This is a genomic window from Rhodohalobacter sulfatireducens, from assembly GCF_022012475.1.
GTDB lineage: Bacteria > Bacteroidota > Rhodothermia > Balneolales > Balneolaceae > Rhodohalobacter > Rhodohalobacter sulfatireducens.
On record NZ_JAKLWS010000035.1, the window covers coordinates 11,025 to 24,951 of the forward strand.

The window sequence follows — 13,927 nt, forward strand, 5'->3', positions numbered from 1 at the left end:
TTGTTAGTTTTCACTAATATAAGCGTTCATTAAAAGAACAATAACATACCAAATAAATTGGGTCTCATTCATCAACTGAATGCACTAAATTGTTTGTTGTTATAGTTTGATGTTACTTAGCAATTAATGTACATGGATTTTAAACAGATTAACTATGAATTTATCAGGTAAAAACGCCATTGTAACCGGTGCAAGCAGCGGAATCGGCATCTCTTTCAGTAAAAAATTAATTGAAAAAGGTGCCAAAGTATATGGACTTGCCCGAAGACTGAATAAACTTACTGAGGTAGGTGCTGAACTTGGAGACTCGTTTATTCCTGTTAAAATGGATATCACCAAACCAAATGATATACAACAGTGGGCTACAGAAACTTTTTCTGAGGATAACCTGCCTCACATACTTATTAACAACGCCGGTCTTGGAATTTTTGGGAATGTTGAAAAACTATCTATTGACGACTGGAAAACCATGGTTGAGACGAACCTGAATGGTGTATTTTACCTCACTCACGAATTAGTACCATTTATGAAAGATTCGGATGAATACCATCATATCATAAATATATCATCCATTGCTGGATTACTTGGAAATCCTCAGCTTACTGGCTACAACGCCACAAAGTATGGTGTGCGTGGTTTTAGCGAGGCTTTATTCAAAGAACTCCGGTATGACAAAATTAAAGTAACCGCCATGTTTCCGGGCTCCATTTCAACTCACTTTTTCGACAGAGTGGGTAATGAAACACATTCCAATATGCTCCAACCGGATGACGTAGCTGATACATTAATCCACCTGTTGGAAACTCCGGACAATTTCCTGGTCAATGAAATTACACTTCGGCCGTTAAATCCTAAAAATCCTAACGAGAAGTGAAAAAACTGCTTTTCGTACTTATCCTGTTGATAGTACTTCCTGGTTGTAGTTCAGAGTCTAATCCGCCGGATGAATTGATTGATGAGCAAACTTATGAGCAAATATTTATGGAGTTTGCCATTATCAATCAGTTGGATAAACGAATTTTGGAGGATAGATCCCAGGAAGAGTTAAGACAGTTGGTGTATGAGCATTACGATGTAACAGAAGAGGAATTCAGGATTTCTCACGAATATTATGAACAAAATGTTGAAGAACAGTTGGAACGTGTCCGTGATATGTCCGATATACTTCGAGAAGAGCGCGACTCTCTTGTAGTTATTGAACGCAAATATGGAAGGGTAACCACCCCGGAGCAGGCTGACAGTCTGCGTCAAGCCTTACGTAACAGTGAATAGAGGTCTCCTGATTGATCGCTCTCTGCATAATTTTCCCTGACCATAAACGAGAGAACCTTCTTTGTTTTTTTGCGATCCCAACTGGCACTCTTCGTAATTTCACTGAAAGATTTCTCACCGCTTTCCAGAACCTGGGTAACTTTCCGGATATCCTCCCTGCTCACAAGTAACTGCTCTTTCTCACCTGATCTGCAGTTATCGCAATGGCCGCATGGTTTGCAATTCGTTTCACCAAAATAGTGTCTTAAAAATACCTCCCTGCATGCATTTGTGGTGGCGTATCGGGCCATATATTCTATCTTCTTCAACAAAATATCCCGATAGTTGTAGGCCTGATCCGATTCTATTCGAAGCTTTTTTTGCCTTGCCCCTTTAACCTTAATTAACTTTGATTCTTCCTGCCATTTAAATTTTAGAATCTGATCGTGTTCGGCAAACACCCGTAATGCTTTGTAGAGTTGATTAGAACTAGTTTCCAACTTTTGTATGAGATATTCGATATCCAGGTATTGCATTTCTGAGAACACTTGGGGCCCAAATTGGCGAAAGAGCCCATCCAGGAAATCTCCCTTACCCGGATCCGAATCATAAATAAACTCAACTAAATAGTCACTGTTTACAATGAAATGGACTCCTACCCTCGGTTCTCTCAAGTCGATCTGGATCAAAAAATCCAGTCTTTGCAAAAGATTTACGGCATTTGAAACCTTTGAGACTGTAAGTTTCGTTCTCTTTGCAATATTATCGAAGAATACTTCTTCCGGGGAATCCTGCTCACTCCCGACAGCTAAGTCCAGTTCATCGCAAAGTCCATCATATACTTTCTGAAGAATCTCTCGGTCGGGGTAATTCTGTTCCACCCTGTTCCTCAGGTATTGCACATCACTCTCTTTAAAAATGAGAATCGGGTAGCTGATCTCCCCGTCCCTTCCGGCACGTCCGGCTTCCTGGTAATAAGCTTCAAGCGAAAATGGAATTGTATAATGAATTACATATCGGCAATCCGCCTTGTCGATACCCATCCCAAATGCATTAGTAGCAACTACAAGTGATAGATCTCCATCAATCCAATCCTGCTGAATTTCATTGCGAGTTGCCGTATCCAGTCCTGCGTGATAGGGTTTGGCTGAGATACCATTTTTATCAAAATAGCCTGCCCATTCTTCGCAATCTCTTCGGGTTGAAGCATACACAATGCCGCTTCCCAAATCTGCAGCTTTCTTAACTGATTTCTTAAGTAATGTCCGTTTCTTCTCCGTCTTGGAAACCCACCAATGTAGATTTTCTCTTTTGAAACCACCTGTAACCACAACTGGTTCTTCAAATTCCAGGTTTTCGAGAATATCTTTCTTCACCTCCGGCGTGGCGGTAGCAGTAAGAGCAATCCACTTTGTTGTTTGGGGAAGATCTTCAAGTGCCGTTCTTATCTCTCTGTAAGAGGGACGAAAATCATGTCCCCATTCAGAAATACAGTGTGCTTCATCAATTGCTACGAGTTGAATATCCAGGTTAGGCTGTTCCGATTTCCACAACTCTGTTGATAATCGCTCAGGGGCAATATATAGTAACTTATACATACCGTTTCGGGCATTTACCAATCGCTGTTCCACCTCATATGATGGAATTGTACTATTAAGAAATGTAGCCCGAATTCCTGCTTTATTGAGTTGTTGTACCTGGTCTTGCATCAGCGCAATAAGTGGAGAAATAACAACCGTCAACCCATCCTGTACAACAGCGGGTACCTGGTAACATAAAGACTTCCCCCCTCCTGTTGGAAACAATACAAGTGTATCATTACCCTCTAAAACAGATCGAATCGCTTCTTCCTGTCCGCTCCTGAATGAAGAAAATCCCCAATAGGAATTGAGTGCCTCCCGTGCTTTTTCGATTGGTTGTTCTTCAGGCAAAACCAAGTTTTTTGTAATCTTATGTATTGTTAAGTGAATTTATCCAATTCCGAGCTCCGAAAGTACCACTCCGAAACTGGTGCAAGTTTGCCCCGCAAGGGATCTCTTCGAGGTAACTTGTACCCCTACTGCTATACATTTCGCACAAGTTGAAAACTTGCGCGAGTAAGTTTTCGCACCCCAACGTTTCGAGGCAAACTTGCTCGGATAAGTCGGGTCATTGCGAGTGGTGCGAAGTCCCGAAGAGAAAATTAAATGGGTCATTTTCGAGCAAATAAAGCAATTCTGAATTTTGCCATAAGATTGCTTCGCTCGCAATGACTATAGTAACAACATTACAAAACCCAACCTGATTTTAAAAGTTTACCCCCACACCGATTTTTATATGGAGTAAGTTCGTTGTTGATTGGGTTACATCATAAGTAACCCGACCATTATCCGTACTTATTGATCCTTTTTGCAGGTATTCAGCTTCCCTTCCAAACATATATCGTCCACGCAGGTTGATGTAAACTGATGATGGTTCAATATCCTCAGGTGAACGCGTTACCTCCCCCCGATTTCGCCAAACACGAATCTGCAATCCGGCACCAAAACCGTAACTTAAGGCCGTATCCTCGAAGTTGGTATCACTGAGCTTTTCTTCGTCAAAGAAATCATCCCTGTCTCTAATAACAGTCTCCGTAAAGAAGTAATTAAATCCAAAGAGTCCATCTACATAGGGACGGATTTGAGACGGCGGTGCAATTAAACGAAGCAATATATCTCCATGAGCAAGATTGTAACTGTTTTCAACTTCTACACGCAAATCGGGTATCGTTGAACTTAGGGCTTCCTCTCGAGTATCTGTCCCGAAGTTCATAAAACCAAACTCCAGTCCCAGCATGACCGGTGAGTTGGGGAATCTATAACCTCCCATAATATTCAGTCCACCACCAATGTGATCGGACTGCTGCCTGAAGTCACCCTGAGGAATACCAACACCAAAATCCAGTTGCGCTTGTATTTCTTGAGAATAAGAATTGAGAGAAAACCCAAAAAAAAGAATTGGAATAAGTGCAAAAAATCTCTTCATAAATTTTTTCCCGTTAGTTATTATTGCTTTGCGAAGCGTTCTTTTAATGAGAGGATAAGCCTCCCATTACATTTCACCCGACCGTATACGATTGGCAGATTTTCAGGTTTCTCTTTTTTATTAAAAAAGCCCTGAAAAATCAGGGCTTTGAAATTTAATTTGTATAACTATAAGTGCTGTCGTTAAGATCACTCAGATCACATTTGCTAAGCGATCGATTAAATAACTGCCTTCAAATAATCTTTTCTCATTTCAGCAATTGCTGAGATGCTGATACCAACAGGACATACAGCTTCGCACTCTCCATGATTTGAACAATCACCAAATCCTTCTTTGTCCATCTGATCAACCATCGCAATGGTGCGTTTCTCTCTTTCAGGCTGTCCCTGAGGCAACAGGTTCAAATGAGCGAGCTTAGCTCCGGTAAATAATGCTGCTGAAGAGTTTGGACAAGCAGCCACACAAGCACCACATCCAATACAGGTGGCGTAATCAAAAGATTCATTCGAAACATCCTGTGCGATGGGAATTAAATTTGCCTCCGGTGCAGAGCCCGTTTTAACAGATACGTAACCTCCTGCCTCAATAATCCGATCAAACGCGGAGCGATCAACAACCAAATCCTTAATTACAGGAAATGCGGCCGCTCTTGGGGGTTCAATCACAATCGTATCTCCATCACTGTAATTTCTCATATGGAGTTGACAGACAGCTGTTTTATGTTTTGGACCATGAGCCCGACCATTGATAACAAGATTACATGACCCGCAAATTCCCTCGCGACAATCATAATCGAATTCAACAGGTTCGGTGCCTTCCTTTATCAGGTTTTCGTTGAGAACGTCCAACATCTCAAGGAAAGACATATGTTCGCTTACCTCATCCAGCGTATAATCCTCAAAATGACCAGGATCATTGGCGTTTTTCTGACGCCAGATTTTCAGGTGAATTGTCATTGTACTCATAAAAACCTGTTATTTATAACTTCTTTGTTTCAATTCCACAAACTCAAACTCCAGGTTCTCTTTATGAAGCTTGGTTTTAAGTTTTCCATTAACTCCCTGATACTCCCAAGCGGACACGAATGAATAATCCTCGTCGTTTCGAAGGGCTTCACCCTCGTCGCTCTGATATTCATCGCGGAGATGACAACCACAGGACTCTTCTCTGTCAAGGGCGTCTATCGCCATCAGCTCGGCCAGTTCAAAATAATCCGCTACCCTCAGGGCAAATTCCAGATATTTATTGTAGTAAGTCATCTCTCCGGGCACCCGAACATTTGTCCAGAACTCTTCTCGAAGTTCTCTGATCTGTTCAATCGCCTCTTCGAGGCCTTCTTTACTGCGAGAGATACCAACTTTATCCCACATAATCTTACCAAGCTCTCTGTGGAACTCGATAATGGTCTTATCACCCTGGATTGAGAGTAATTTTTGAAGCTGATCTTCAGATGTTTTGGCTGCTTCAGAAAAAGCTTCGTGGTCAGTTGTAAGATCATCGGGTTGATGATCGGCCAGGTAATTTCCAATTGTGTATGGAATGATAAAATAGCCGTCAGAAAGCCCCTGCATCAATGCACTTGCACCAAGTCGGTTGGCTCCGTGATCGGAAAAATTCGCTTCACCGGCTACAAAAAGTCCGGGCACATTGCTCATCAGGTTGTAATCAACCCAAAGGCCGCCCATTGTGTAGTGAACTGCAGGGAAGATCTTCATTGGCACTTCGTAGGGATTCTCGTCCATGATATTTTCATACATATCGAACAAGTTACCGTACTTCGAGCGAATGGTATCAATACCATCTCGCTTTATCGCATCCCGGAAATCCAGGTAAACCGCTTTGCCGGTTTCTCCGACTCCCATTCCATCATCGGTTACAAGTTTTGCGTTCCTGGATGCAACATCACGTGGTACGAGGTTACCAAAACTTGGATACTTCTCCTCCAGGTAATAATATCTTTCATCTTCCGGGATCTCATTTGGCGGGCGATCATCCCCTTTCTTTCTTGGAACCCAAACCCGGCCATCGTTTCTCAAACTTTCGCTCATCAATGTTAATTTCGATTGATAATCGCCGGATACCGGAATACAGGTTGGGTGGATCTGAACATAGCAGGGATTTGCAAAAGCCGCACCTCGTTTATGACAACGCCATGCTGCCGTTACATTTGAGTTTTTTGCATTTGTTGAGAGATAGAAAACATTGCCGTAACCGCCTGTGCAGAGTACAACAGCGTCGGCTTCAAATTTATTGATCTCCCCTTTTACAAGATCGCGTGTAATAATTCCTCTCGCTTTCCCGTCAATCATTACGAGGTCCAGCATTTCGTGCCTTGGGTAGTACTCGATTTTGCCTGAGTGAACTTCTTTCATCATCGCCTGGTAAGCACCCATCAGAAGCTGCTGTCCAGTTTGCCCCCGGGCATAAAATGTCCTGGAGACCTGTGCCCCACCAAAGGACCTATTGTCAAGCAATCCGCCGTATTCTCTTGCAAATGGAACTCCCTGGGCTACGGCCTGGTCGATAATTTCGTTTGAATTTTGAGCCAGGCGATAGACATTAGATTCACGGCTTCGATAGTCACCGCCTTTAATGGTATCATAAAAGAGTCTCCAAACACTGTCGCCGTCATTTGGATAGTTCTTCGCAGCATTTATTCCGCCCTGTGCTGCAATACTGTGGGCACGTCGGGCTGAATCCAGTATGCAAAACGATTTTACGTTGTACCCGAGTTCTGCAAGGCTCGCCGCAGCCGATGCACCGGCGAGGCCGGTCCCAACTACGATGATATTGTATTTACGCTTATTATTCGGTGATACAAGCTTGATATCTTGCAGATGGTTGTTCCATTTATCTTCTAATGGACCCGAAGGTTCTTGTGAATCTAACTTCATAATGAGTTTTATATGATCGTTACAATCTTAATTACAACTAATGAGTGCTGCTTCACATCCCCCGGCAAAGTAAATATACAGAGGAATGAACAGGAAACCGACAGCCAGAAGAACTGCAAAAATAGCTCCAACAGTATAAACAATAGCTGACGTCTTTTTACTTCGCATTGTTAAAGATACAAACGCGCTCCAAATGCCATGGCCAAGATGAGTGCCAAGCAATATCATAACAATTGTATATCCAAATGTATAGAGAGCACTATTTGCAAATGTGTCAATAACCAACTGTTTTAAATCGGAATATTGCTCACCGGCAACAGTAATTGTTTCAGTATCACCCAGTGCAAAAGTGTTTACATGTATGACAACAAAAACCAGCAAAACAATTCCTGTAAACGCCATACTTCGCGAACTTAAGCTTTGTTTACTCGGACCTCCTTTACTGCTGTATACTTTATATTTTTGAGGCCGTGCTTTTCTTTTATTCCACCATATTGAGATACCAATCCACGCATGGAGTATAAAAGCTATGATAAGCCCAGCTCTTGCAACCCATAGGAGTGGCCCTAAACTGTGCAAGAATTTAGAGTACTCGTTCATTGCATTTGGTTCACCAAAAATGGCAAGATTTCCCATCAGATGAAAAATGATAAAAAAGACGAGCAATAGTCCGGTAATCCCTGTTAGAAACTTTCGGCCAACTTGTGATTTTAGCGCTTCAATAAAAGATGGCATATATAGAATTGATTAGTGTCTGAAGATTTCTTTAAATCGTTGGAAAAAACAAGATGAACATTATTTCAGTTCCAAATCATTGTATGTAAATTCGTTTGTTTTGCCGTAAAAGGCAAGATAATTATGATTGGAAATCTATTTCGAGCCTATTCAGAAAAGGTCTAAATTATTAGCGTACATTCACTTTCAAACACCCTTCATTTGAATACTGTACTATCAAAATTTTCTTCAGATTATCGTATAAAAAGTTCAAAATTTTTGGGTTTTTTGTGCCCCGCCGCTACCATTACTGAAGCGGAGGAATACTTAGACTCAATCAAAAAAGAGCATCCTACAGCAACCCACCATTGTTATGCCTATCTGTTGAATCCGAATGAACCTATTGAATATTCTTCGGATGATGGTGAACCAAATGGTACAGCCGGACTTCCAATTCTGAATACTTTGAAATCTCACAACCTGATGAATGTGATTTTAATTGTGGTTCGATACTACGGCGGAACTAAACTTGGAAAGGCAGGATTGATTGATGCATATCAAACTTCAGCTCAGCAATCGATTGAATCTGCAACGTTAAATACACTGGTACCCATTAAAACATATGAGTTGGAATATGATTATCCGCAACAGTCGTTGATTGAAAAATGGAAAAACGAATTTACCTGGATTGACCTTGAATCGTCCTACCTGGAAACTGTTAACCTTAAAATCGGTTGTCCTAAAGGGGAAAATGAGTTATTTAAAAGGAGTCTTAAATCGAAGGAACACCAACTTATTCGTTTTGAAATTACCGGCGAATCTTTTCATATAAAGAACTGATAAACTCCGACAAGCTTCTTACCTTCAAAAAAAATATTTACTTATGAAAATTTACACTAAAAAAGGTGACCAGGGAACAACCTCTCTCTTTGGTGGAGCCAGCATTGGAAAAAACAGCCTTAGGATTAAGGCCTATGGAACCATCGATGAGTTGAATTCTATTCTGGGGATTATACTTACCTATTCACTCAGCAAACGCGGAGAAGAAATTTTAACAGAGCTGCAAAATCAGCTTTTTGTGCTGGGAGCCGACCTCGCAACTCTGCCTTCCAAAAAAGCGAAAATTGACCGTATCGGGACTAAAGAGATACAAAAATTAGAAGACTGGATTGATGAGCTGGACGAGCAGTTGCCACAACTTACAGCCTTTATACTGCCCGGGGGAGCGCCGGCAGGTGCCACTTTACATCAGGCACGAACGGTTTGCAGACGTGCGGAACGCCATACAGTTGCATTAAAACTTGAGAATCCTGTTTCGGATGAAATTATCATTTACCTGAATCGGCTTTCGGATCTTCTTTTCGTGATGGCCCGGTTTGAAAATCGAGAAGCCGGAGAAACTGAGACGCAATGGAAAAGTAAGTAGATTGGCGATTGCTGATTGCTGATTGCTGATTGCTGATTGCTGATTGCTGATTGCTGATTGCTGATTGCTGATTGCTGATTGCTGATTGCTGATTGCTGATAAAAAAATTTTAAAACATTTACTACCAACAAAAAATTTTAAAACTCACTCATAATGGCATTAATGATCTCTGTCTCCGGTATTCGGGGTATCTTTGGGACTCATCTGACACCAGAAAATCTTGTCAATTTTACAGCAGCTTACGGAACCTGGCTTGATGGAGGTACTGTGGTTGTGGGCCGAGACTCTCGGGTAACCGGGCAAATCTGTGAAGATATTGTTTGCGCCACGCTCCAAAGTACGGGCTGCAATGTTGTGAAAGCGGGCATCACTCCAACTCCTACTGTAGCAATGGGCGTTTTAAAGCACAATGCAGCCGGTGGAATTATTTTGACCGCAAGCCACAACCCAGAGGAATGGAATGCGCTGAAATTGCTGAATCATAAAAGTGAATTCCTGGATGCTGAACAAGGCGAACAAGTTCTTGATCTCGCAAAAAAAGGTACCTTTACATATCAGAAATACAATAAGATCGGAAGCATCTCAAAAGATGATGAAATCACAAATTATCATATTCAGAAAATACTGGACCTGCCATACATTGATGCGGAAAAAATTAAAGAGAACAATTACAAAGTTGCTGTTGATGCCGTAAATGGCGGGGCATCTATAGCTTTACCAAAAATGCTGGAAGCTTTGGGGGTAAAAGTTGAAAGAATTCATTGTGAACCAAATGGAATATTTCCACACAATCCTGAACCCCTTCCCGAAAATTTGCATGACATCTGCACGTATGTAAAACAGAATAATTGTGATCTTGGTATCGTCACAGACCCGGATGGCGACCGCCTCGCACTAGTTGATGAAAACGGCAAGTTCTTTGGCGAAGAGTATACTCAGGTTGCCGCCTTTGATTTTATGCTTAGTAAAAATCTCGGCGACACCGCTACAAATTTATCTTCCTCCCGGGCAGCTAACGATATTACCCAAAAATACAATCAAACGTGCCATCGTGCCGCAGTTGGGGAGATTAATGTTGTAAAAGTGATGCAGAAAGAAGGTGCCGTGATAAGCGGGGAAGGTAATGGCGGTGTGATCAATCCGGACCTCCATCCCGGACGAGATTCATTAGTGGGATCTGCAATGATTCTCCAACTGCTTGCCGAGCGGGAGATCAGCGCATCCGGTTATAGAAACTCACTACCGGATTACGAAATGAGCAAACAAAAAATTGAGCTGAAAAATCTTGGTGTAGATGCTGATGAACTACTCAATGAAGTTGCCGAAGCCTACAAAAATGAGAAGGTCAACCGAACCGACGGTGTGAAAATTGACTTTGAGGAAGGATGGGTTCATTTCCGAAAATCGAATACGGAGCCTATCGTCAGAGTTTACAGTGAAGCTAAAACAAAAGACGAGGCCGAAAAACTTGCTGCGAGTGTAATCTCTTTGATTCAATGATACTCAGAAATTTTCAGCATCTGGATGAAATTCTTAGTCTCCTTTCAACAATGAATCCAAGAGATTTTAAATCATTCACAACACAACCAATGAAAATCTAATTTATTTTTGATAAGGTTTCGTAATCAAGCTTTCTTATTTTGAACGACTAATTTTTCAACTAACCAAGCCCTATGATCAAATCAATGACAGGTTTTGGCCGCGGGGAATCCTCTTCCAACGGCTTCCAGGTTACTGTTGAGATCAAAACCCTTAACAGTCGCTACCTCGATATTTCAATTCGCATGCCGCAGAGTATCCAGGAGTATGAATTCGACATCAAAGAGGAAATCCAGAAAAAAATGTCGCGCGGAAAGGCACACGTCAGTGTTAATGTCGAAAAAACGGATCAGCTCTCTCCCAATATCACCTACAATGCACAACTTATAACAGCATACACCGATATGCTGAAAAAGGTAAAAACACTGGCCGGTATAGAAGGCCCGGTTCAACTCGACGATCTGTTACGGTTTGATGACATTTTTGAGAGCCAGCAAGTAGATGAGGAGCATATTGAAAATATCTGGAACTGTACACAAGAAGCACTGGATAAATCACTCATTCTTTTGAATGAAATGAGGCAACAAGAGGGTGAAGAGCTCAGAAACGATTTGACGGAGTTGATTCAGGGAATCTCCGAAATTGTTGAAACAGTTAAAGAACTTTCAAAAAAACGCGGGCCTGAAGTTCGGGAAAAACTACAAACCCGCATCAGTTCAATGATTGATGAAGAAAAAATCGATCCTGAACGCCTCGAAATGGAGGTTGCCCTGTTGATCGACAAGATGGATGTAAATGAGGAAATTATTCGTTTGCAGTCTCACCTCAAATTTTTCCTGGAAGCTCTTGAGAATGCCGAACCGGTTGGACGCCGGTTGAACTTCCTCTCGCAAGAGATTAACCGGGAGTTGAATACAATTGGGGCCAAATCGAACGATTCAACAATTGCGCACCACATCGTTCTTGGTAAAGAAAAATTGGAAAAAATTCGGGAACAGGTTCAGAACATTGAGTAAGAAAGGTAAAATCCTGGTATTGGTTGCTCCCAGCGGCGGAGGTAAAACAACGATGGCAAGACGCATCTTGGATGATTTTGACCAGATCCGGTTTTCGGTCAGCGCTACCACACGCCCCCCCCGAAAAGGTGAAAAAGACGGAGTAAATTATCACTATATATCAAAGGAAGAGTTCAAAGAAAAGATCGATAACGGAGACTTCCTTGAGTGGGAAGAGGTCTATGACGGAACACTATACGGAACCCTTCGCAAAAACGTTGAAAAAGAACTGGAAAAAGGATATTTTATTTTGCTTGACATTGATGTACTTGGCGCATTAAATGTGAAGAAGATATTTGAAAAGGATGCGCTGGCAATTTTTATACAGCCTCCATCCATTGAGATTCTGAAAGAACGATTACAAAAACGGGCAACCGATGCTCAACAAGACATTCAAACCCGTTTAGAACGCGCCAAAAAAGAGATGGCTTATGCCAATCGATTCGATCATATTATTATTAATGATGATCTAGAAAAAGCATACAGCCAAATCAAAGAACTTGTTACCAACTTTATAAAACAAACATAAATATGCCGATTAGAACACTGGATTTAGAGAAACTGGGTGAAAAGAAGGGCAACAAATACGAGAAGATCGTTGTGATGTCGAAAAGAGCCCGGCAAGTTGCCGCCCAGGAAAAACTCGAACTTGATGAGAAACTCAAATATTTTGAAGGATTTGAGGATGAAGACGAGTTTACCTTCAACGAAGAGCAAGAACGCATTTCGAAAGCTTTTGAACAACTCCCCCACGCTACCCAGCGCTCTGTAAATGAAATGCTGGAAGGGAAAGTAACCTACCGATATCCTAAAGAAGAGATCTAATCATGCTCACCGGTAAACGCATTATACTTGGCGTTACCGGTGGTATTGCCGCTTATAAAGCGGTGTACCTTTTGCGTGAATTTCAAAAAGCGGGGGCTGAAGTTCGGGTTACCATGACCCCTTCCGCCACCCGATTTGTAGGTACAGAAACATTTGCCGCCCTCAGCCAAAACCCTGTCGCCGTTGAGGTTTTCAATGATGATGATCCCGGTGAGGACTGGACAAAACATATCCACTGGGGGGACTGGGCCGATCTTTTTATTATTGCTCCATGTACTGCCAATACACTCTCCAAAATTGTGCAGGGACAATCTGATAACATGCTAACTTCCACCGTACTCGCTGCACGGTGTCCATTATTGATCTGTCCTACGATGGATGGTGAAATGTATGAAAGTCCTGCTGTATCTGAGAATTTAAACAAGGCAAAATCACGCGGTTGCTACATTTTGGAACCTGAGGAGGGATACCTGGCGAGTGGAATGGAATCAAAAGGGCGACTTCCCGAACCAGAAACTATCCTGGAGGAATCCCAGCGTATCATCAAAAAGCACCGAATCCAGGGGCCTTTGACAGGTAAAAAAGTAGTAGTTAGTGCCGGACCAACGCGCGAATTTTTGGATCCGATTCGATTTATATCGAATCCCAGCAGCGGAAAAATGGGATTAGCAATGGCCGAAGCGGCCCGGGTTCTCGGAGCCAATGTAACCCTTCTTCACGGTCCCATTTCTATTGAGATACCTGACCGTATACCATCAAAAACCTTTGTATCGGCAGATGAGCTCTTCAATCTGATCAAAGAAGATGCAAATGCGGATGTAATAATCATGGCAGCAGCCGTTTCTGATTTCAAACCCTCAACCTTTCAGCAACAAAAAGTAAAGAAAGAGCAGGCTGATACTGAATTAAAATTAACACGGAACCCGGATATCCTTGAATGGCTTGGAAATCGTAAAAATGAGGGGCAGGTTCTGATCGGCTTTGCAATGGAAACAGAAAATCTCAGGCAGAATGCTCAGAAGAAGCTCCAAAAAAAGAACCTTGACTGGATCTGTGCTAATGATTTAGCAGGAGAAAGTTCTGCATTTGGATCGGATGAGAATAGAATCCTTCTCTTGAGTGAAGAGACCGAGGAATCTTATTCAGGCACAAAACAAGAAATCGCCAGAAAAATTTTACATAGAATCTTTTCTGCCGATTAAATAGAGTTCACTTGT

General features: G+C 42.0%; 14 protein-coding genes. 9 read left to right on the plus strand and 5 right to left on the minus strand.

From position 1 onward, the window contains the following. Positions 1–154: 154 nt before the first annotated feature. Positions 155–874 carry an SDR family oxidoreductase gene (locus tag L6773_RS18185; protein ID WP_237855956.1) on the plus strand — a complete coding sequence of 240 codons (720 nt, stop codon included), beginning with the start codon at positions 155–157 and terminating at the stop codon, positions 872–874. Continuing rightward, the gene (locus L6773_RS18190; protein ID WP_237855957.1) at positions 871–1,272 is read left to right on the plus strand and encodes a DUF4296 domain-containing protein; all 402 of its coding nucleotides are present in this window, start codon (positions 871–873) and stop codon (positions 1,270–1,272) included. Before L6773_RS18185 ends, L6773_RS18190 begins: the two co-directional genes overlap by 4 nt. Here the strand turns inward: L6773_RS18190 and L6773_RS18195 are convergent. The 5 genes from L6773_RS18195 to L6773_RS18215 form a co-directional block, all read right to left on the minus strand. Further along, positions 1,248–3,182: a RecQ family ATP-dependent DNA helicase gene (locus L6773_RS18195; protein ID WP_237855958.1), complete on the minus strand. Its 1,935-nt coding sequence runs from the start codon at positions 3,180–3,182 to the stop codon at positions 1,248–1,250. The two genes, L6773_RS18190 and L6773_RS18195, sit on opposite strands and share 25 nt — an antisense overlap. A gap of 355 nt (positions 3,183–3,537) precedes the next feature. Then, complete coding sequence (locus L6773_RS18200) at positions 3,538–4,257, minus strand: outer membrane beta-barrel protein (RefSeq protein WP_237855959.1); 720 nt, start codon at positions 4,255–4,257, stop codon at positions 3,538–3,540. A 218-nt stretch (positions 4,258–4,475) separates the two neighbouring features. Beyond that, on the minus strand, positions 4,476–5,213 hold the full coding sequence (locus L6773_RS18205) for a succinate dehydrogenase/fumarate reductase iron-sulfur subunit (protein ID WP_369431595.1): 738 nt from the start codon (positions 5,211–5,213) through the stop codon (positions 4,476–4,478). An 18-nt stretch (positions 5,214–5,231) separates the two neighbouring features. Next, the gene (locus L6773_RS18210; RefSeq protein WP_237855962.1) at positions 5,232–7,151 is read right to left on the minus strand and encodes a fumarate reductase/succinate dehydrogenase flavoprotein subunit; all 1,920 of its coding nucleotides are present in this window, start codon (positions 7,149–7,151) and stop codon (positions 5,232–5,234) included. A 27-nt stretch (positions 7,152–7,178) separates the two neighbouring features. Continuing rightward, positions 7,179–7,886, minus strand: a complete 708-nt coding sequence (locus L6773_RS18215; protein WP_237855963.1) for a succinate dehydrogenase cytochrome b subunit — start codon at positions 7,884–7,886, stop codon at positions 7,179–7,181. Positions 7,887–8,087: 201 nt separating this feature from the next. On the opposite strand from L6773_RS18215, the gene L6773_RS18220 reads away from it, so the two are divergent. From L6773_RS18220 to coaBC, 7 genes are all read left to right on the plus strand, one after another. Next, positions 8,088–8,705 carry an IMPACT family protein gene (locus tag L6773_RS18220; protein ID WP_237855964.1) on the plus strand — a complete coding sequence of 206 codons (618 nt, stop codon included), beginning with the start codon at positions 8,088–8,090 and terminating at the stop codon, positions 8,703–8,705. A 43-nt stretch (positions 8,706–8,748) separates the two neighbouring features. Beyond that, positions 8,749–9,291 (plus strand): cob(I)yrinic acid a,c-diamide adenosyltransferase, encoded by a 543-nt coding sequence (locus tag L6773_RS18225; RefSeq protein WP_237855965.1) that lies wholly within the window; start codon positions 8,749–8,751, stop codon positions 9,289–9,291. Between the two features lie 153 nt (positions 9,292–9,444). Further along, the gene (gene glmM / locus L6773_RS18230) at positions 9,445–10,791 is read left to right on the plus strand and encodes a phosphoglucosamine mutase (protein WP_237855967.1); all 1,347 of its coding nucleotides are present in this window, start codon (positions 9,445–9,447) and stop codon (positions 10,789–10,791) included. Between the two features lie 173 nt (positions 10,792–10,964). Further along, the gene (locus L6773_RS18235; protein WP_237855968.1) at positions 10,965–11,846 is read left to right on the plus strand and encodes a YicC/YloC family endoribonuclease; all 882 of its coding nucleotides are present in this window, start codon (positions 10,965–10,967) and stop codon (positions 11,844–11,846) included. Further along, positions 11,839–12,414, plus strand: a complete 576-nt coding sequence (gmk, locus tag L6773_RS18240) for a guanylate kinase (protein WP_237855969.1) — start codon at positions 11,839–11,841, stop codon at positions 12,412–12,414. The genes L6773_RS18235 and gmk overlap by 8 nt, the downstream gene beginning before the upstream one ends. Before the next feature lie 2 nt (positions 12,415–12,416). Beyond that, positions 12,417–12,710 carry a DNA-directed RNA polymerase subunit omega gene (locus L6773_RS18245; protein WP_237855970.1) on the plus strand — a complete coding sequence of 98 codons (294 nt, stop codon included), beginning with the start codon at positions 12,417–12,419 and terminating at the stop codon, positions 12,708–12,710. 2 nt (positions 12,711–12,712) lie between these two features. Next, on the plus strand, positions 12,713–13,912 hold the full coding sequence (coaBC, locus tag L6773_RS18250; protein ID WP_237855971.1) for a bifunctional phosphopantothenoylcysteine decarboxylase/phosphopantothenate--cysteine ligase CoaBC: 1,200 nt from the start codon (positions 12,713–12,715) through the stop codon (positions 13,910–13,912). The last annotated feature ends 15 nt before the right edge of the window (positions 13,913–13,927 follow it).

Coding starts and splice junctions, on each gene's coding strand:
- L6773_RS18185 (WP_237855956.1), top strand. CDS start 155: ATGAATTTATCAGGTAAAAACGCCATTGTAACCGGTGCAAGCAGCGGA.
- L6773_RS18200 (WP_237855959.1), bottom strand. CDS start 4,257: ATGAAGAGATTTTTTGCACTTATTCCAATTCTTTTTTTTGGGTTTTCT.
- L6773_RS18205 (WP_369431595.1), bottom strand. CDS start 5,213: ATGACAATTCACCTGAAAATCTGGCGTCAGAAAAACGCCAATGATCCT.
- L6773_RS18210 (WP_237855962.1), bottom strand. CDS start 7,151: ATGAAGTTAGATTCACAAGAACCTTCGGGTCCATTAGAAGATAAATGG.
- L6773_RS18215 (WP_237855963.1), bottom strand. CDS start 7,886: ATGCCATCTTTTATTGAAGCGCTAAAATCACAAGTTGGCCGAAAGTTT.
- L6773_RS18225 (WP_237855965.1), top strand. CDS start 8,749: ATGAAAATTTACACTAAAAAAGGTGACCAGGGAACAACCTCTCTCTTT.
- glmM (WP_237855967.1), top strand. CDS start 9,445: ATGGCATTAATGATCTCTGTCTCCGGTATTCGGGGTATCTTTGGGACT.
- L6773_RS18235 (WP_237855968.1), top strand. CDS start 10,965: ATGATCAAATCAATGACAGGTTTTGGCCGCGGGGAATCCTCTTCCAAC.
- L6773_RS18245 (WP_237855970.1), top strand. CDS start 12,417: ATGCCGATTAGAACACTGGATTTAGAGAAACTGGGTGAAAAGAAGGGC.
- coaBC (WP_237855971.1), top strand. CDS start 12,713: ATGCTCACCGGTAAACGCATTATACTTGGCGTTACCGGTGGTATTGCC.